The organism is Kaistia defluvii, assembly GCF_026343955.1.
In the GTDB taxonomy this organism is placed as follows: Bacteria; Pseudomonadota; Alphaproteobacteria; order Rhizobiales; family Kaistiaceae; genus Kaistia; species Kaistia defluvii.
This window is the reverse complement of record NZ_JAPKNI010000002.1, coordinates 563,795-583,025: the sequence shown is the minus strand read 5'-3', so window position 1 is coordinate 583,025 and position 19,231 is coordinate 563,795. Positions and strand designations below refer to the sequence as shown.

The window sequence follows — 19,231 nt, the reverse complement described above, 5'->3', positions numbered from 1 at the left end:
CAGCCGGGTTGCGAAGGTGCGAGACTCCCAACACTCGGGCTGAATGGATCCTCGCCTTCGCGAGGATGACGGCCGGAGCGTTGGGTCCTCACGCCAGCTCGGGCAAATCGCGGAACAGCGCCAGCGCTTCCGGGTTGGCCAGCGCTTCCTGGTTCTTCACCGGGCGGCCATGCACGATCTCGCGCACGGCGAGCTCGACGATCTTGCCGGATTTGGTGCGCGGGATATCGGCGACGGCGAGAATCTTCGCCGGTACATGGCGGGGCGAAGCGCCGATGCGGATCCTGTCGCGAATGGTCTTGCGTAACCCCTCGTCGAGTTCGGCGCCCGGGCGCAGGCGGACGAACAGCACAACGCGCACGTCATTGTCCCAGTCCTGGCCGATCGCCAGCGCCTCCAGCACTTCGGGAATCTGCTCGACCTGGTTGTAGATCTCGGCGGTTCCGATCCGCACGCCGCCCGGATTGAGCGTGGCGTCTGACCGGCCATGGATGATCAGTCCGCCATGCACCGTCCATTCGGCGAAATCGCCATGGCACCAGACATTGTCGAAGCGGTCGAAATAGGCGGCGTGATAGCGGCTGCCGTCCGGATCGTTCCAGAAACCGATCGGCATGGAGGGAAACGCCTTGCGGCAGACGAGTTCGCCCTTGCCGCTGGCGAGCGGCGTTCCGTCCTCATCCCAGACATCGACGGCAAGGCCAAGGCCTGGTCCCTGGATCTCGCCCTTCCAGACCGGTTTTCCGGGAATACCGAGTACGAAACAGGAAACGATGTCGGTGCCGCCGGATATCGAGGCGAGGTGGATATCCCTCTTGATGCCCTCATAGACGAAGGAAAAGCTATCCGGTGCCAGCGGCGAACCGGTTGAGGTCATCATCTGAAGCGTGCCGAGATCATGGGTCTCGATCGGTCTCAGACCCGACTTGTGCAGCGCATCGATGAACTTGGCTGAGGTGCCGAAGAAGGTCATCCGCTCGGCATCGGCGAAATCGAACAGGATGTTGCCGTCAGGATGGAATGGTGATCCGTCGTAAAGCAGCAGCGTCGCGCCGACGGCAAGGCCCGAGGCAAGCCAGTTCCACATCATCCAACCACAGGTGGTGAAATAGAACAGCCGGTCGCCCTCGCCGACTCCGGAATGAAGGTGAATCTCCTTCATATGCTGCAGCAAGGTACCGCCGGCCGAATGCACGATGCATTTCGGCACGCCCGTCGTCCCCGACGAAAACATGATGTAGAGCGGATGGGCGAAGGGCATTGCCGCAAACCGAACTTCCCGCGCCCCGAACGGCGCCAGGAAATCCCCCAGCGCAACACCGTGCGCCAGTGTCGGGGCGATCGCCGCCGCCGTGCCGATATAGGGCACGATGACGGCCGCGCGGAGGCTGGGCAGGCTCGGCACGATTTCGGCGAGCTTGGCCGCGATGTCGATGGTCTTGCCGGCATAGTAATAGCCGTCGCAGGCGATGAAGACCGTCGGCTCGATCTGGCCGAAGCGGTCGAGCACGCCGCGCGTGCCGAAATCGGGCGAGCAGGACGACCAGACCGCGCCGATCGAGGCGGTCGCCAGCATGGCGGCGATGGTCTCCGGCATGTTGGGCATCATCGCGGCGACTCGGTCGCCCGCCGTGACCCCAGCATCGAGCAGCGCCTGCTGCAATCGCGAAACCAGCGCATGCAGTTCATCCCAGCTCAGGCGGCGCCTCACCCGATCCTCGCCCCAGAAGACCAACGCATCGGCATCGCCGGAGCTCCGGAGCAGATTCTGCGCGAAGTTCAGCGTGGCATCGGGAAAGAAGTGCGCTCCCGGCATGCGATCGCCATCCACCAGCAGTCGCTCGCCCTTCTCGCCAACCACGCCGCAAAAATCCCAGACGAGATCCCAGAACGCGGCCCGGTCATCGATCGACCATTGGTGCAGGGCGTCGTGGTCCGGGAAAGGCAGGCCAGTCCATTCGGCAGCCGCGGCGCGAAAATGCGTCATCGGATGCCCGGCCAGACGCGCCGCCGACGGTGTCCACAAAGGAGATTCGGAAGAGGACGAAACAATCGGAGACGTCATGGTTGAACGACCCTTTCCGAGACGGTTGCAGTGCGGCAAAAATTCGCTGTCCTGCCATGGATATCCGCAGCCTGCCGCCAAGTCACGCGCGAAACCTTGCCGATTTTGGCTAGAAAGGCCTTGCGAAATCACGGAATTCTGCCTATCCGGGAGCCATTCGGTCGTGGCACCTTCCGAAACGTTAGGGGCAATCGTCACCGGGTGACATGAAAAAAATCCTATTCGCCCTCGCTACGATTCTGATCCTTTGCGGCGCCTTCGTCCTTCTGGCGCCCAAGCTGGTCACCATCGAAGCCGTTCGAAGATCGCTGACACGCGAAGTCGCAGGCTGGAGCGGGCGTGCGCTGACCTTTGACGGCACGCCGACCGTCGCGTTCACGCCTTACCCGACCGTCACCTTCTCCAAAGTGCGGATCAGCTCCGACAAGGATCCACAGCCGCTGGTCGAGATGGACTCGCTCTCGGCTGAGCTCAGCTTCCTGCCGCTGCTGATCGGCCGGGTTCGGCCGTCCCTGCTGGAACTCGACAATCCGGTGTTCCGCTTCGGGATCAACGAGAAGGGCCTGCCGAACTGGACGCTGCCGCGCGCGCTACGCGGCGATTCCGAACTCGGCCGCCTCGTCATCCGCTCCGGCACGCTGCACTATCTCGGCCGGGACCAGAGGGAATTGCTGCTGACGGGCGTGGACGCGCGGCTCGACTGGCCGGATCCGGCCGCCACCGCCAGCATCAAGGGCAGCGCCGTCTGGCAGGACGAGCCGTTCGATTTCAACGGTTCGATCGGCACGCCACTCGATCTGGTCAGCGGCCGGAAGACGGCCTTGCGCTTCGCCATCGCCTCGACGCCGCTGCGCGCCGCCTTCACCGGGACGGTCGCGAACCTGGCCGACCCGGAAGGCGAAGGCGACCTCACGGTCACCACGCCGTCGATCCGGCGACTCGCCGGCATTTTCGGCGTGCCGATGGGTGAAGGCTCGACGCTGGGCAGCGCCTCGATCGAATCCCCGACCACGCTCGCCGCCCGCACCCTGACCTTCTCCAACGCGAAGATCAGCGTCGACGGCAATGAGAGCGAAGGCGCGCTTTCGATCAACTTCACGCATGGTCGCCCCGCCGTGCAGGGAACGCTCGCCTTCGAGAGCCTTGACCTCTCCGCCTATGCGGAGGCGCTGGCCAGCATGGTCACGGCGGCGCGCACGACGCCCGACCTGCCCTTTCCGCTCGGCGCGCTCGACAGCAACGACCTCGACCTGCGCGTCTCGGCGGCTCAGGTGCTGCTCGGCAGCGCCCGGCTCGGGCGCACCGCGGCTTCGGCGACGATCCGCGACGAACGGCTGAACCTCTCGGTCGGCGAGGCGCTGCTCTATGGTGGCCGCCTGTCCGCCAGCCTGTCCGCCTCGCTGCAGGACGAGGCCGCCTCCGCCTCGCTGCAGGGACGCATAGACGGCCTGCCAGTGCGCGCCGCGCTCTCTGATCTGTTCGGCATCGGCCAGCTCGACGGAACCGGCTCGGGCACCGTCAATCTTTCGGCCCATGGCACCAATTGGAACGGGCTGATGGCGTCCCTTTCCGGCAGTGGCAAGGCAACGATCACCGACGGCACGTTCGAGGGCGTCAACATAGGCGCGCTATCGCAGGCCATTACCGCGGACGGGACGATGAGCGGCAACCTGCTCGGCGGCTCCACCAAATTCACCCAGGCGGACGGCACTTTCGCCATCAGCGCCGACCGGATCACCGCGCCGTCGATCCTGGTGACGGGTACCGGCTACACGATCACCCTGTCCGGCGAAGCGCCGTTGCAGGCGACGACGCTGAGCGCGCGCGGCGAACTGACGATCGACCGCGCCACCGGCGCGACGAGCACGCCGATCCGCGTTCCCTTCATCGTCGGCGGCAATTGGGAACGACCGACGCTGGTCCCGGATTTCAGCGGCCTTTCCCGCCGCGGCGATGCGACGCCGGCGATGGGACCGGTCCGCCGCATGGCCAATACGCTGCTGCGCGCAATCCGCTGAAGGCCTCAGACCAGGCGCTGGATGGTCTTTCTTCGCCACACAAACCAGTAGTAGCTCGCCTGCATCGACAGCATGGCGATATAGGCGATCGGATAGGCGGCCCAGACCCCGTTGATGCCGAAATGGCCCGACAGGCCGTAGGCCACCGGCAGTTCGACGCACAGGATCGCGACAATCGAGATCAGCGTCGGCACGAGCACTGTGCCGCTGGCCCGCATGATGCCAGCCAGCACGCTGGATATGCCAAAGACGACATATCCCCAGAGCACGATATGCAGCAGCGTCTGGGCCAGTTCGATGACAGGTTCGCTGGTGATGAAGAGCCCGATCAAGGGCCGCGAGAACAGATAGCAAAGCGCCACCAGCCCACCCGTGATCAACAGCGTCAATTGGATGCCGGTTCGGGTGATGATGCGCAGCGTCTCCGCACGGCCGGCCCCGATCGCCTGGGCACCGAGGATCGATACGGTGATGGCAATCGAGATCGCCGGAAACTGCACATAGTTGACCACCATGTTGACGGTGCCATAGGCCGCCGTCGCATCCGAGCCGAACGAGTTGACCAGCGCCAGGACAGCGATCTCCGCCAGCGAGACGAGGATCAGTTGCACGCCGGAAGGTATGCCGAGCCTCAGAACCGAGAGCAGCAGCTTGGGATCGATGCGCAGATGGCGGATCAGTACGGCATCCGGCGCCAACGGATGCTTGCGGCGGCGCATGTGGAAGAACAGCCAGACGAGCGCGATCAGGAAGGAGACGATCGAGGCATAGGCGCCGCTGGCGACACCCAGTTGCGGCAGCCCGAACCAGCCCCGGATCAGCGCTGGAGTCACCAGAAGGCCGGTGACCGTCGAGATCGCCAGCGCATAAAGCGGCGTTACGGTATCCCCGACGCCCCGCATCATCGAGGTCATCAGAAGGAAGACGAACAGCCCCGGCATGGCGATCAGCATGATGCGGGCATAGGCCGTTGCGCCCGGGAGGATGTCCGCCGGTGTGCCGACCAGTTCCAGGATCGGCGCCGTGAAGAGGCCGCCAAAGATCGCAACCACGGCGCCGAGCAGGATCGCCATGGTCAGCGTCGTGCCGGCGACGGCCTTCACCGTTTCCAGCCTCTGCGCGCCATAGGCCTGTCCGATCAGCACCGAGGCGCCGGCGCCCAGCCCGATGGTGAAGGAAATGAACAGGAACAGGATCGGGAAGAAGGCGGCGACCGAAGCGAGTGCGCTGACGCCCAGCATCTGGCCGAGATAGATGTTGTTCAGAGTACCCGAGAGAGCCTGCAGAATATTGCTCAGAATCATCGGGCCGAGGAAGACGAGGAACGTCCTCCAGAGCGGCGGCAGGGACATCGACAGTCTCCGGATGCGGCTCAGATGGCCTCGAAGGCGGGGCCGGCCAGCTTGGCGGCGTGTTCCCGTATGTCCGCGGGCCAGTTGTCGATCATCTGGCGAAACCGATCCTTGTCGCCGGCAAACAGCGCACGACCGGCTTCCTCATAGCCCGGCTGGTCGCCGGCCATGGCGGTCATGAAGCGCTGCGTCGCTTCCTGCGCGCGGCGGGCGCGATCGCGACCTTCATTCTCGCGCCGGGCTTCATCCACCAGCTTGCGCAGCGCCACCGAGGCGCCGCCCGGCTGGCTGCCCAGCCATGCCCAATGGCGGGGCAGCAGCGTCACTTCGCGGGCGACGACGCCGAGCTTCGGCCGGCCGGGTCCACGGGGTGCCGCAGTCGGCACGGCGACCGCCGGGGCGGGAGCGAGGTCCGGGGAAGACGTCGGCAAGCCCTCCCCCAGTCGCGCCAGCACCTCGCTGGCGGTGCCGCGAAAATCGACCTCGATCGATCGACTCGTCTCGTCATCGAAAAGCAGGACCGGCTCGCCACCCTCGTCCACGGCCGCCTTGCTCTTGAGAGCCACGTCCGGCAGCAGCCCTGTCGCGATGCGCCGAAGGCCTTGGAACGCCGTGCAGTAGATCTGTTGCGGAATGCTCATCACCACGCCTTTCAAAAAGCAGACGCGCTTTGTATCCGGGTAAAATAGACAGAGTCAATATTACCCGGGTATTTTATGCAGTCCGTCGATGTCAAACGCCCTGAATGGCGAGTCGTTCCGCACGCTGCCGTTCAACTTCCCGTCGCTTGGTGACGATCGAGGCGATGATGACGCCGGTTGCGACGATGGCGATCAGGATGGTGCAGATCGCATTGATCTCCGGCGTCACGCCAAGGCGGACCTGGCTGTAGATCTTCATCGGCAGGGTGGTGGCCCCCGGCCCGGTCGTGAAGCTCGAAATCACGAGATCGTCGAGCGACAGGGTGAAGGCCAGCATCCAGCCGGCGACGACGGCGGGCAGGATCAGCGGCAGGGTGATGGTGAAGAAGGTGCGGAAGGGCGGGCAGCCGAGATCGAGCGCCGCCTCCTCCAGGCTGCGATCAAAGGTAACCAGCCGCGACTGCACGACCACCGCGACGAAACACATGGAAAAGGTGATGTGCGCCAATGTCAGCGTCCAGAAGCCGCGGGCAAAGCCGATGGCAACGAAGAGCAGCAGCATGGCGAGACCGGTTATCACCTCGGGCATCACCAGCGGAGCGTAGACCATGCCCGAGAACAGCGTGCCGCCTGGAAAGCGGCCGAAGCGCACCAAAGCGATCGCCGCGAGCGTGCCGAGCACGGTGGCGAGCGTCGCCGACAGCAGCGCGACACGGATGGTCACCCAGGCGGCGTCGAGCAGGCCCTGGTTGGTCAGCAGCGACACATACCATTTGGTCGAGAATCCGCCCCAGACCGTCACCAGCTTGGAGGCGTTGAAGGAATAGATCACCAGCAGCACGATCGGCAGATAAAGGAAGGCGAAGCCGAGCGTGATCGAAGTGACGTTGAACCAGGACGCGCCGCGCCTCATCGGATCGCCCTCCGCGCTAGGGTTTCAGGCAGGCCCGACCGTGGCGTTCTCATCCGCATGAGCCTACTCCGACGCTTTTTTCTGGGCATTCTGGAACAGCATGATCGGGATCACCAGGATCGCGAGCAGCACGACAGCGACCGCCGAAGACACGGGCCAATCGCGGTTCGAGAAGAACTCGGCCCACAGTGTCTTTCCGATCATCAACGTGTCGGACCCTCCGAGCAGATCCGGGATGACGAACTCGCCCACCGCCGGGATGAAGACCAGGAAGCAGCCGGCGATCACACCGGGCAGCGACAGCGGGAAGGTGATCTTCCAGAACGCCTGGATCGGCGGGCAGCCGAGGTCGGCGGCGGCTTCCAGCAGAGTCTCGTCCAGCTTTTCCAGCGTCGCGTAGAGCGGCAGGATCATGAAGGGCAGGTAGGAATAGACGATGCCGATATAGACGGCGAGCGTCGACGGCATGATGTTGAGCGGTTCGCTGATGACGCCGACGCTCAGCAGAAGCTGGTTGAGCAGCCCTTCCGGCTTCAGGATGCCGATCCAGGCATAGACGCGGATCAGGAACGAGGTCCAGAACGGCAGGATCACCAGCATCAGCAGCGTCGTACGCCATTCCTTGCGGGCGCGCGCCATGCCATAGGCGATCGGATAGCCGATGATCAGGATGAGGAAGGTCGAGATGAGCGCGATCTTCAGGCTGGAAAGATAAGACTCCCAGTAGAGCGCGTCTTCCGTCAGGAAGACGTAATTATCGAAGCTCAACTCCTTGAGTTGCTGCCAGAGCACCCCGAGGCCGGCCGAGAAATCCAGCGCCGGCTGGTAGGGCGGCATCGCGATCGCCGTGGCCGACAGCGAGATCTTCACCACGATCAGGAATGGCGCCAGGAAGAGCAGGATAAGCCACAGATAGGGGATCGCGACCACCAGCCATCGCAGGCGCGAATGTCCGGAGGAGGAGTTGGTCAGCGCCATGATCTACCTCGTCAGCACGACGCCGCCGTCACCGGACCAGGTCAGCCAGACCTTGTCGTCCCAGGTGATCGGCCGCTCAACGAGTCGGGTGGTGTTGGTGATGGTCGCCTTGACGGTCGCGCCCGTGGCGAGCCGCACATGATAGATCGAGACGTCGCCGAGATAGGCGATGTCCCAGACCTCTCCGGTGACGGCATTGACGCTCGGATCGACCGGGGGCGACAGGGAGATCGCGACCTTCTCCGGACGCACCGCGAACCAGGCGCGGTCGCCGAGCTTGGCACCGCCATCCTGGTTCACCTGAACCTTGGCTCCCGTGCCGTCGCAATCCAGCGTCGTCACGCCGCCCTCGGTCGAGCTGATATGCCCTTCGAGCAGGTTGATGTCGCCGATGAAGTCGGCGACATAGCGCGAATTCGGCTGTTCGTAGATTTCCGCCGGCGTGGCGATCTGGACGATCTTGCCCTGGTCCATCACGGCGATGCGGTCGGCGACCGTCATCGCCTCTTCCTGGTCATGCGTGACGATGACGAAGGTCATGCCGAGCTTGACCTGCAGGTCGATCAGTTCGAACTGGGTTTCCTCGCGCAGCTTCTTGTCCAGCGCGCCGAGCGGTTCGTCGAGCAGCAGCACCTTGGGTTTCTTGGCCAGCGAACGCGCGAGCGCGACGCGCTGCTTCTGGCCGCCGGAAAGCTGATGCGGCTTGCGCTTGGCGAACTTCTCCAGTTTCACCAGCGCCAGCATCTCGTCGACGCGGGTGGCAATGTCGGCCTTCGGCATGCCGTCCTGCTTCAAGCCGAAGGCGATATTGTCCCAGACGTTCATGTGCGGGAACAGCGCGTAGGACTGGAACATCATGTTGGTCGGGCGGCGATAGGGCGGCACACCGACCAAATCCTGGCCGTCGAGCATGACGTGGCCGCTGGTCGGCTCTTCGAAGCCGGCGATCATGCGCATCAGCGTGGTCTTGCCGCAGCCCGACGGCCCCAGCAGGGCGAAGAACTCGCGTTCGTAGATGTTCAGCGAGAGATCGTCGACCGCGGTAAAATCACCAAACGACTTGGTGACGTTCTGGAACTGGATGAACGGCTTGGCCGCCGGATCATTCCACGGCGCGAAGGCCCTGCGGATCGGCCCCAGAGATTTGCCCGTCGAGAGAGACTTACCAGCCATGCGGCCTCCACCCCGTGTTCCATGCCGTCAAGAAAAGGCCCGGTACAAGACCGGGCCTCTTTTGTCCACTCAGGTGCCGCTCTTGATCTTCGTCCAGAGCCGCGTCACGACGCGTTGAACTTTCGGATCGTTCGGCGTCGTGGTGTAGAGTTTCTTCATCACGTCGGCCGGCGGATAGATTGTCGGATCCTCCATGATCGCCTTGTCGACGAAGGCCTGAGAATCCTTGTTGCCATTGGCGTAGGCGACATAGTTCGTCGCCTTGGCAATGACTTCCGGCTGCTGGATGTAATTGATGAAGGCCAAGGCCGCCTCGGGGTTCGGGGCATCCTTCGGGATCGCCATCGAATCCATCCAGAGCAGGCCGCCCTCCTTCGGGATGGCGTAGCCGACTTCGACCTTGTTGTTGGCCTCGGTCGCGCGGGTGCGGGCCTGAATGACGTCGCCGGAATAGCCAAAGGCCAGGCAGATATCGCCGTTGGCCAGCGCCTGGATATATTCGGACGAGTGGAACTTGCGGATGTAGGGGCGGACCTTCTCGATCAGTTCGCCAGCCTTGGCGATCTCGGCCGGGTCCTTCGAATCGGCCGGCAGGCCCAGATAGTTGAGCGCGGCCGGGATCACGTCATCCGGCGAGTCCAGCATGTAGACGCCGCAATCCTTGAACTTCGAGACCACTTCCGGCTTGAAGAACATGTCCATCGAGTCGACCGGCGCATCCGGCATCGCCGCCTTGATCTTCTCGACATTGTAGCCGATGCCGGTGGTGCCCCACATATAGTTGACGGCCATCTTGTTGCCGGGATCATAGGTGGCCAGACGGGTCGTGATCTCGTCCCACATATGCGAGAGGTTCGGGATCTTCGACTTGTCGAGTTCCTGGAATACGCCAACATCGATAAGACGCTTCAGATTGCGGTCCGTCGGCACGACAATGTCGTAGCCCGAGCCACCGGCCAGCATCTTGGTTTCCAGGATTTCCATGGAATCATAGACGTCGTAGACGACCTTGATGCCGGTTTCCTTGGTGAAATCGTCAATGATCGACGTGTCGATATAGTCGGACCAGTTGAAGATATGAAGTTCCTTGTCGGCGGCCTTGGCGCCACTGATCGGTCCGACGGTCAGCATCGCGGTGAGGGCGACGCCGCTGAAGACATACTTGATCATGCAATTCCCCTAGATACAGCCGCGCCAGAGTGAACGAACCGGCCACAATCCTCTCCTAAGATTCAGAGGTTAGAAGGCTTTTTGGCCTACCTCAACCGTTTCCTGCGCCATTCGCAGAGACCGGAAGCCGCATGCCGAACCCGTCCAAGTTGACTTCGGTTCCGCCATGGCGACACTCCGGAGACAGTCGCCTGCAAGCCGAGGGGAAATCGTGGCAAAACGGAAGAAGGGCACCAAGGGCATCGAGGGCGATGTTCGCGGCGTCAAATCGTTGGACGAGGCCCGGGACTGGCTCAAGGCGCGCGGCATCGAGGATATCGAATGCGTCGTGCCCGACCAGGCAGGTGTGGCGCGCGGCAAGATGATGCCGGTGCAGAAGTTTCTTGCCGGACCGACCATGTCGATGCCCGGGTCGATCCTGACCCAGACCATCACCGGCGACTATCCCGACGACGACGACCGCTTCGAGAGCGACGCCGCCGACCAGGACGTGATGTTCGAGCCGGACCTTTCGACGCTTTGCGTCGTGCCATGGGAAGCCGACCCGACCGCCCAGGTGATCCATGACGGCTATCACCGCGACGGCCGCTCGGTCGAAACCGCGCCGCGCCAGGTGCTGCGGCGCATCGTCGAGCTCTACGCGCATCAGGGCTGGCAGCCCGTAGTGGCGCCGGAGCTCGAATTCTACCTGGTCAAGCCGAATACCGATCCCGACTATCAGCTGGAGCCGCCGACCGGCCGCTCCGGTCGACCGGAAGCAGCCCGGCAATCCTATTCGATCGCCGCGATCAACGAATTCGACGACCTGTTCGACGACATCTACGACTTCTCCGAGCAGCAGGGTCTCGAGATTGACACGCTGATCCACGAGGAAGGCGCCGCGCAGATGGAGATCAATCTCCTGCATGGCGACCCGCTGGCGCTCGCCGACCAGGTGTTCCTGTTCAAGCGGACGATCCGCGAGGCGGCGCTGCGGCATGACATGTACGCCACCTTCATGGCCAAGCCGATGTCGCGCGAGCCGGGTTCGGCCATGCACATCCACCAGTCGGTGATCGACGTCGAGACCGGCAAGAACATCTTCTCCGACGCCGACGGCGACCCGACCTCGAAGTTCTTCGCCTTCATCGGCGGCTCGCAGAAATACCTGCCGGCCGTGCTCTGCATGCTGGCGCCCTATGTGAACTCCTATCGCCGGCTCGTGCGTTCATCCTCCGCGCCGGTCAACACGCAATGGGGCTACGACAACCGCACCGTCGGCCTGCGTGTCCCGAACTCCAATCCGGCGGGAAGGCGTCTCGAGAACCGGCTGCCCTCCTCCGACGCCAATCCCTATCTGGCGATCGCCGCGTCGCTCGCCTGCGGCTATCTCGGCCTGGTCGAAGGGCTGAAGGTCGGAGACCCGGTGTCCGGCTCCGCCAATTCGAATGAGATCGACCTGCCGCGCGGCCTGCTCGAAGCCGTCGCCCTGTTCGAGGAACAGGAAGAACTGGCCGAAATCTTCGGCGAGCGCTTCGTCGCCACCTACGGCGCGATCAAACGGGCGGAATACGAGACGTTCATGCAGGTGATCAGCCCATGGGAGCGGGAATTCCTGCTGCTGAACGTCTAGGGTTGAGAGGACTTTTCCTTCACCTCTGCCTGAGGGAGAGGTCGGCTCGAAGAGCCGGGTGAGGGTTCAGGGAATTCTCCGGGTGAGGCCGTACCCCTCACCCGCCGGCCTTCGGCCAACGACCTCTCCCTCAGGGAGAGGTGAAGTAAGGACCGATGTATCCAGGCAAACGAAAGCTGCTTCGGCGCCACCGGCAATCTAGAAAGTCCCGCAACCGGACCTGCTCATGACGAAGCCATCCAACGCCACTGCCGACTACCGCGCCCGCGACGCGGCGCACCACATCCATGCCTTTTCCGACATGAAGAGCCTGAATACCGAAGGCAGCCGGGTGATCGTCCGCGCGGAAGGCTCCTGGATCTGGGATTCGGAGGGCAACCGGATCCTTGATGGCATGTCCGGCCTCTGGTGCGTGAACATCGGACACGGCCGCAAGGAGATCGCCGAGGCCGTGCAGCGGCAGATGGCGGATTTCTCGTTCTACAACACCTTCTTCAAGTCGACCCATCCGCCGGCGATCGCGCTGGCCGAGAAGCTTGCCGCGATCACGCCGCCGCAGTTCAACCGGGTCTTCTTCGTCGGCTCCGGGTCGGAAGCCAACGACACCGTCATCCGCATAGTCCGCCACTATTGGGCGAGCCTCGGCAAGCCGGACAAGACGGTGCTGATCGCACGCAAAAACGCCTATCACGGCTCGACCATGGGCGGCGGCAGCCTCGGCGGCATGACCTCGATCCACAGCCAGGGCGGCCTGCCGATCCCCGGCATCCACCACATCGCCCAGCCCTACTGGTTCGGCGAGGGCGGCGAAATGAGCGAGGCCGAGTTCGGCATCTTCGCCGCGCGCGAGCTGGAAAGGGCGATCGAGGAAATCGGCGAGGACAACATCGCCGCCTTCGTCGCCGAACCGATCCAGGGCGCCGGCGGCGTCATCATCCCGCCCGCCACCTACTGGCCGGAAGTGAAGCGCATCCTGGAGAAGCGCGACATCCTGCTGGTTGCCGACGAGGTCATCACCGGCTTCGGCCGCACCGGCAACTGGTTCGGCTCCGAGACCTTCGGCATCGAGCCGGATCTGATGTCGATCGCCAAGGGCATCTCGTCCGGCTATCTGCCGATCGGCGGCGTCATGGTCTCCGATAAGGTCGCCGACGTGCTGTACGACGCCGGCGAATTCCACCACGGCTTCACCTATTCGGCGCATCCGGTCACCGCGGCGGCGGCGCTGGAAAACCTCCGCATCATCGAGGAAGAGAAGCTGGTCGAACGCGTGCGCGATGATATCGGCCCCTATCTGCAACGAGGCTGGCGGGCGCTCGGCGATCATCCGCTGGTCGGCGAGGCGCGCATGACCGGCCTGATGGGCGCCATCGAGCTAGTGCCGAACAAGCCGGCGCGGGCGGAAAAATTCGCCGATACCGGCAGGGTTGGCACGATCGCCCGCGACATCTCCCTCGCCAACAACCTCGTCATGCGCGCGGTGCGCGACAGCCTGATCATCGCGCCGCCGCTGACGCTCTCCCATGACGAGGCCGACCAGTTGCTCGCCTCTGCCCGCAAGACGCTTGACGATACCCAGGCCGAGCTGAAGCGGCTTGGCCTGCTGTGAGGCGCGCATGAGCAAGCCGCATGCCCCCTCCTGGTACGCCGAAACCGCCGACCCGACGCTGGCCTTCCCGCCGCTCGATGGCGACACCAGCGCCGATGTCGTCATCGTCGGGGGCGGCTATACCGGGCTGTCGGCGGCGCTGCATCTCGCCGAAGCCGGCATCGACACGATCCTGATCGAGGCGGAGAAGGTCGGCTGGGGCGCTTCGGGCCGCAATGGCGGCCAGTTGCATACCGGCCAGCGGCGCGATCAGGAATGGCTGGAAAAGCGGCTCGGCAAACCGGCGGCGCTGGAGCTGTTCGGGCTGGCCGAGGAAGCCAAGTCCCTGGTCCACAGGCTGATCGACAAGCACGCGATCGATGCCGAATGGCGTCCCGGCCTGATCGAGGCGGTTCACAAGGAGCGCCTCGTCGCCGAGGAACGCCACTATGTCGACGTGCTGAACCGCGACTATGGCTATGCGCCGGCCGAATGGATCGACCGCGAGCAATTGGCGCCCATGATCGGGAGCACCAGCTATTTCGGTGGCCGCTACGACCGTACCGCCGGTCATCTGCACCCGCTCAAATTCGCGCAGGGGCTGGCGCGCGCCGGCGCCAAGGCGGGCGCGCGCATCCACGAAGGCACGGCGGCGACAAAGCTCGTCGACAGCGCGCAACCGGTGATCGAGACACCGCGTGGCCGCATCAAGGCCGAGATCATCGTGCTCGCCGGCAATGGCCTGCTCGACGGCATCGATCCGGAAGTCGAGACCCGTGCCATGCCGATCAAGAACTTCATCCTGACGACGGAACCGATCGGCGCCGGTGGGGCTGGCGGCCTCCTTCCCGGCGGCGAGGCCGTCTCCGATTCACGCTTCGTCGTCTATTACTGGCGCCCGACGCCGGACGGCCGCATCCTGTTTGGCGGCGGCGAAACCTATTCCCGCACCGACCCCGCCGATATTTTCGCCTTCGTGCGGCGACATCTGCTGAAGATCTATCCGCAGCTCGAGCGGACGCGGATCGATCATGCCTGGGGCGGCACGCTGGCCGTCACGGTCAACCGTCTGCCCTTCCTGCGCAAGGTGCGCAACGGCGTCTACGCAGCCTCGGGATATTCCGGCCAGGGCGTGGCGCTGGCGCCTTACGGCGGCAAGATCCTGGCCGAGGCCATCCTCGGCAATCCCGCCAAGCTCGACGCGTTCGCAGCCCTGCCCTGCCCGCGCTTTCCCGGCGGCAAGCTGCTGCGCTGGCCGGCGCTGGTCGCCGGCATGAGCTGGTTCGCCCTGCGCGACCGGATCTGACGTCACCGGGGCCGGGCCCAGAGCGAGCCGAGGCGCGCCCGCAATGACAGCGATGTCATTTTCCTGGACAATCTGTCGCACCAGCAGTTGACGCGTGCGGCATTTCTGTCAGTCTCCCCCCGAGACCGCTGCCGCCGATGACGGGAATCAACCCGGAGGGGTCGCATGCGCGCCGCAAAATAGCGGCTGAACGGCAGCCAGAGCCGTGGTCAAGGGAACAAGAAAGTTCATTGGGAGGACGACCATGTTCAAGAAGCTGACGATACTCTTGTCCGGCGCAATGCTAGCGCTAGCAATCCCGGCCGCCGCCAACGCCAAGACCTTCTACTGGGTCTCGCACGGCACGCCGGCCGATCCGGTCTGGACCTATTTCCTCGCCGGTGCGCAGCAATGGGCGAAGGATACGGGCAATACCGTCAACACCTCGTTCCACGGCAATGACGTGCCCTCGCAGCAGGAAGCCCTGCGCGCGGCCATCGCCGCCAAGGCGGACGGCATCGTCACGTCGAGCCCCGATCCGGGCAGCCTCGTCGAGATCGCCAAGGAAGCGAACGCCGCCAAGATCCCGATCATCAACTTCAACACGCCCGATCCCAAGGCTTCGTTCAACGCCTATGTCGGCGGCGACAACGTCGTCTTCGGCCGCCATTGGGCGCAGTATCTGGTCGACAAGGGCCATGTGAAAGCAGGCGATTTCGTCTGGATGCCAGTTGAAGTGCCCGGCGCCACCTATGGCGTGCAGGAAGAAGAAGGCATCGCTTCGGTCTTCAAGCCGCTCGGCATCACCTGGGAAGTCACGGATACTACGCTCGACCAGGGCGAGATCATCACCCGCATGTCGGACTACCTGACCACCAACCGCGCCAAGATCAAGGCGATCATCGGCATGGGCGATCTGGTCAATGGATCGATCAAGCGCGTGTTCGACCAGGTCGGCGTCAAGCCGGGCGAAATCCCGGTCGTCGGCTGGGGCAACTCGCTCGACACCACCCAGGAAGTGCTGCAGGGTTATGTGAACGCCGCCCAGTGGCAGGATCCGCAGGCGACGTCCTATGTCGCCCTCTCGCTCGCCAACATGGCAGCCAGCGGCATTCCTCCGGGCTTCAACGTCATCACCGGTGCCCTCTACGAAAAGGACACCGCGCAGCTCTACGACGACATCCTTTCGGGCAAGTAAGCTCCGGCATCGCGGGCATTCGCGGCGGTCCGCCGTCGCGAATGCCTTTCATCATCCGCTGCATGACTGCTGCCGCCGCGACCTTGTGTCCGCGGCTCCCTAGCGCTTGCCATCTGACGCGACGCCTCCGCGGCATCGACGGTCTGAGCCTCAAGGAAATTCCCGATGCTGCGACGCCTGATTGCCAGGCCCGAATTCGGCCCCTTCATTCTTCTTGCCCTGGAACTCTTCGTCTTCTGGGCGATCAATCCCGAGTTCCTGTCGCCGCTCAACATCGGCAACACCCTCGCCTTTACCGTTGAACTGGGCCTCATCGCGCTCGCCATGACGCTGCTGATGACGTCGGGCGAATTCGACCTTTCGGTCGGATCGGTATTCGGCTTCACGCCGGTGCTGATGTGGACCTTCGTCAATGGCGGCATGGTGCCGATGGAGATAGGCTTCCTGATCGCCATCGTGGTCGCGGCGCTGATCGGCCTGGTCAATGGCTGGTTCGTCACCAAGTTGAAGATTCCTTCCTTTCTCGTCACGCTGGGCATGCTGCTCGTCGTGCGCGGAACGGCACTGTTCATCACCAACGGCTTCCCGCAGCGCACCTGGAACGCGGGCGGGCATTGGCTGGCCGAGGTGCTGGTCGGCGATTTCTATGTCGGCCCGTTCCGGATCTACATGTCGCTGTTCTGGTTCATCGCCGCCGTGATCATCCTTGGCTACGTGCTGAACCGCACCCGTGTCGGCAACTGGATCCAGGCATCCGGCGGCAACCCCGGTGCTGCGCGAGCGCGCGGCGTCAACGTTGACCGCACCAAGGTGGCGCTGTTCATCCTGTGTTCGACGCTGGCGGGCTTCGCCGGCATCATCTCCTCGGTGCGCACGTCCGCCGCCAATCCCAATAGTGGAATGGGCTACGAACTCGAAGTCATCGCCATGGTCGTCATCGGCGGCACAGCCTTGACCGGCGGTCGCGGCACCATCATCGGCACCGTGCTCGGCATCTTCATCCTGCGCGTCATGCGCAACGGCATCGTGCTGATCGGTGTGCCGGGCCTCGCCTACAACATCTTCATCGGCGCCATCATCCTGGGCATGATGGCCCTGCATTCGTGGCTTGAACGCCGCCACCACGCGGGGACATGAGATCATGAGCGAACCACTCATCCGCATGGACAATGTCAGCAAGTTCTATGGCCGCATCCAGGCCCTGGAAAATGTCAGCTTCACCGTCAGGGAAAGGGAGATCGTCGGGCTTCTCGGCGACAATGGCGCCGGCAAGTCGACGCTGATCAAGGTGCTTTCGGGCGCCGTGCCGCTGACCAGCGGTTCGATCTATGTGCGCGGCAAGAAGGTCGAGATGAAGTCGACGACCGACGCCATCGCCGCCGGCATCGAGACCATCTACCAGGACTCGGCGCTGGTGACGCAGCTTTCGATCGCCAGGAACCTGTTTCTCGGCCGCGAGCCCATCAAGGGGCCGCCCTTCCTGAACCGCATGGATACCGAGATGATGAATCAGGTCGCGCGCGACCTGCTCAGGCAGGTCGGCATCAGCAAGAACATCCCGCCCGAGACGCCGATCGGCTCGCTGTCGGGTGGCGAGCGGCAGGCGGTGGCGATCGCCCGCGCCATGCACTTCGACAGCGACCTGATCATCCTCGACGAGCCGACCAACAATCTGGGCGTCGCCGAGACCCAGGGCGTGCTGCGCTTCGTGCGCGGGGCGCGGGATTCAGGCCATTCCTGCATCTTCATCGCCCACAACATCCACCATGTCTTCCAGGTCGTCGACCGCATTGTCGTGATGCGGCGCGGCAAGGTGGTGGCGGATGACATCGACCCGAAGAAGACGACGGTCGAGGCGGTGGAACGGGTGATCACCGGCATGACCGACGAGGAACTGGCGCACGCGCTCGGGCCGAATACGCACTGAGGCCGGGCTCCCGCAAAGGTTTGAAGGGGCGGCATCAGGCCGCCCTTTCCTTTGAGAGCCTCAGGCCGGCGAGATCGTCGCACCCTCCCGATTGACAGCTTGCCACCCCGGTTTCCCGCCTCCGGAGGAAGCGTGCGCGGCGAGGTGAAGGACAACCCCTGCGCCTCCCCCGGCATCAGCCAATCTTCGCCAGCACCTCGGCTGCAAGCGAGCGGACGAAATCGCCCGCCGGCCTCGATCTCGCCAGACGCGCGGACTGGCCGGACCAGAGCGGCATGAAATCGCGCGAACCGAGCGGCTCCGTCTCGGCCCGGAGCGGCGCCAGCGCGCCGGCGGCAAGCGGAAAGGCGGGCGCGTCGGCAGAAAAGCGACCGAGTTCGCGCATCAGCCGATTGACCACGCCACGCGCAGGGCGGCCGGTAAAGACATTGGTGATCGCCGTCTCGTCCGCTTCGGCGGTTTCGAGCGCACGGCGATGCTGCGGCGAGATCCTGGCTTCCGGCGACAGCAGGAAGGCGGTGCCGATCTGCACCGCCGCGGCGCCGAGGGCCAGGGCGGCGACGACGCCGCGCGCATCGGCGATGCCGCCGGCGGCGATCACCGGAACGCGGACCGCGTCGACCACCTGCGGCACCAGGGAGACCGTGCCGATCTGGCCGGAAACATCTGCGGTCAGAAACATGCCGCGATGGCCACCGGCTTCGGCGCCCTGCGCGATGATGGCGTCGCAGCCCTCCGCCTCGAGATACCGCGCCTCGGCCATCGTCGTGGCGGACGAGATCACCTTGGCGCCCGCTGCCTTGACCCTGTTGAGCAGGCCTCTCTCCGGCAGGCCGAAATGGAAGCTCACAACTTCCGGCCGATAGGCCTCGACCACCTCGCAGAAAATGTCGTCGAAGGGGACGCGGCTGGATGGCGCCACCGCCATCGTAGGATCGAGGCCGAGTTCGCGATAATAGGGGGATAGTCTCGCTCGCCAGCTCGCCTCGCGCTCGGGGTCGTCCTCGGGCGGACGGTGACAGAAGAAGTTCAGATTGATCGGCTTGGCGGTCGCCGCGCGGATGCGATCCAGCGCCGCGCGCGACTGCTCTGGCGTGAGTGTCGCGCAGGCCAGCGCGCCGAGACCGCCCGCTTCCGCCACGGCGATCGCCAGTTCAGGCGTGCCAAAACCCGCCATCGGCGCCAGCAGCACCGGATACTCGATCCCGAACAGGTCCAGAATGCGGCGATCGGGCCAATCGGTCATCGGGCGACTCCTGTCATGCATGGGATTTTGACGATAACACCACGCGGGACCTCAACATAAACATG

Annotated in this window: 15 protein-coding genes; 7 read left to right on the top strand and 8 right to left on the bottom strand. The window is 64.2% G+C overall.

The genetic code is table 11. The annotated features are described in order from the left end of the window. Positions 1 to 88: 88 nt before the first annotated feature. A complete protein-coding gene (locus OSH10_RS06995) occupies positions 89 to 1,987 on the bottom strand; it encodes an acetoacetate--CoA ligase (RefSeq protein ID WP_407660684.1) in 1,899 nt (632 codons plus the stop codon). 284 nt (positions 1,988 to 2,271) lie between these two features. On the opposite strand from OSH10_RS06995, the gene OSH10_RS06990 reads away from it, so the two are divergent. Beyond that, positions 2,272 to 4,083 (top strand): AsmA family protein, encoded by a 1,812-nt coding sequence (locus tag OSH10_RS06990; RefSeq protein WP_266330918.1) that lies wholly within the window; start codon positions 2,272 to 2,274, stop codon positions 4,081 to 4,083. Positions 4,084 to 4,088: 5 nt separating this feature from the next. Here OSH10_RS06990 and OSH10_RS06985 read toward each other — a convergent pair whose 3' ends face one another. The 6 genes from OSH10_RS06985 to OSH10_RS06960 all read right to left on the bottom strand — a co-directional run bounded on the left by OSH10_RS06985 (position 4,089) and on the right by OSH10_RS06960 (position 10,310). After that, positions 4,089 to 5,435, bottom strand: coding sequence for an MATE family efflux transporter (locus tag OSH10_RS06985; protein ID WP_266330917.1), 1,347 nt, complete (start codon positions 5,433 to 5,435; stop codon positions 4,089 to 4,091). 20 nt (positions 5,436 to 5,455) lie between these two features. After that, on the bottom strand, positions 5,456 to 6,076 hold the full coding sequence (locus OSH10_RS06980) for a DUF2239 family protein (protein ID WP_266330916.1): 621 nt from the start codon (positions 6,074 to 6,076) through the stop codon (positions 5,456 to 5,458). Between the two features lie 91 nt (positions 6,077 to 6,167). Further along, complete coding sequence (locus OSH10_RS06975; RefSeq protein ID WP_266330915.1) at positions 6,168 to 6,989, bottom strand: ABC transporter permease; 822 nt, start codon at positions 6,987 to 6,989, stop codon at positions 6,168 to 6,170. A gap of 63 nt (positions 6,990 to 7,052) precedes the next feature. Next, entirely contained in the window at positions 7,053 to 7,967 is a 915-nt protein-coding gene (locus OSH10_RS06970) for an ABC transporter permease subunit (protein ID WP_266330914.1), read from the bottom strand. A 3-nt stretch (positions 7,968 to 7,970) separates the two neighbouring features. Continuing rightward, on the bottom strand, positions 7,971 to 9,140 hold the full coding sequence (locus OSH10_RS06965; RefSeq protein ID WP_266330913.1) for an ABC transporter ATP-binding protein: 1,170 nt from the start codon (positions 9,138 to 9,140) through the stop codon (positions 7,971 to 7,973). Positions 9,141 to 9,209: 69 nt separating this feature from the next. Continuing rightward, the gene (locus tag OSH10_RS06960) at positions 9,210 to 10,310 is read right to left on the bottom strand and encodes a polyamine ABC transporter substrate-binding protein (RefSeq protein WP_266330912.1); all 1,101 of its coding nucleotides are present in this window, start codon (positions 10,308 to 10,310) and stop codon (positions 9,210 to 9,212) included. Positions 10,311 to 10,521: 211 nt separating this feature from the next. Here OSH10_RS06960 and OSH10_RS06955 point away from each other — a divergent pair, with 211 nt between their 5' ends. The 6 genes from OSH10_RS06955 to OSH10_RS06930 all read left to right on the top strand — a co-directional run bounded on the left by OSH10_RS06955 (position 10,522) and on the right by OSH10_RS06930 (position 17,920). Then, entirely contained in the window at positions 10,522 to 11,922 is a 1,401-nt protein-coding gene (locus tag OSH10_RS06955) for a glutamine synthetase family protein (RefSeq protein ID WP_266330911.1), read from the top strand. Positions 11,923 to 12,148: 226 nt separating this feature from the next. After that, entirely contained in the window at positions 12,149 to 13,531 is a 1,383-nt protein-coding gene (locus OSH10_RS06950) for an aspartate aminotransferase family protein (protein ID WP_266330910.1), read from the top strand. A 7-nt stretch (positions 13,532 to 13,538) separates the two neighbouring features. Continuing rightward, the gene (locus OSH10_RS06945) at positions 13,539 to 14,816 is read left to right on the top strand and encodes an NAD(P)/FAD-dependent oxidoreductase (RefSeq protein WP_266330909.1); all 1,278 of its coding nucleotides are present in this window, start codon (positions 13,539 to 13,541) and stop codon (positions 14,814 to 14,816) included. A 244-nt stretch (positions 14,817 to 15,060) separates the two neighbouring features. Next, on the top strand, positions 15,061 to 15,993 hold the full coding sequence (locus OSH10_RS06940; protein WP_266330908.1) for a substrate-binding domain-containing protein: 933 nt from the start codon (positions 15,061 to 15,063) through the stop codon (positions 15,991 to 15,993). Positions 15,994 to 16,158: 165 nt separating this feature from the next. Continuing rightward, positions 16,159 to 17,130, top strand: coding sequence for an ABC transporter permease (locus tag OSH10_RS06935; RefSeq protein ID WP_266330907.1), 972 nt, complete (start codon positions 16,159 to 16,161; stop codon positions 17,128 to 17,130). A gap of 4 nt (positions 17,131 to 17,134) precedes the next feature. After that, positions 17,135 to 17,920: an ATP-binding cassette domain-containing protein gene (locus tag OSH10_RS06930; RefSeq protein WP_266330906.1), complete on the top strand. Its 786-nt coding sequence runs from the start codon at positions 17,135 to 17,137 to the stop codon at positions 17,918 to 17,920. A gap of 175 nt (positions 17,921 to 18,095) precedes the next feature. On the opposite strand, the gene OSH10_RS06925 is transcribed toward OSH10_RS06930, so the two are convergent. Then, positions 18,096 to 19,166 carry an NAD(P)H-dependent flavin oxidoreductase gene (locus tag OSH10_RS06925; protein WP_266330905.1) on the bottom strand — a complete coding sequence of 357 codons (1,071 nt, stop codon included), beginning with the start codon at positions 19,164 to 19,166 and terminating at the stop codon, positions 18,096 to 18,098. Positions 19,167 to 19,231 lie beyond the last annotated feature (65 nt).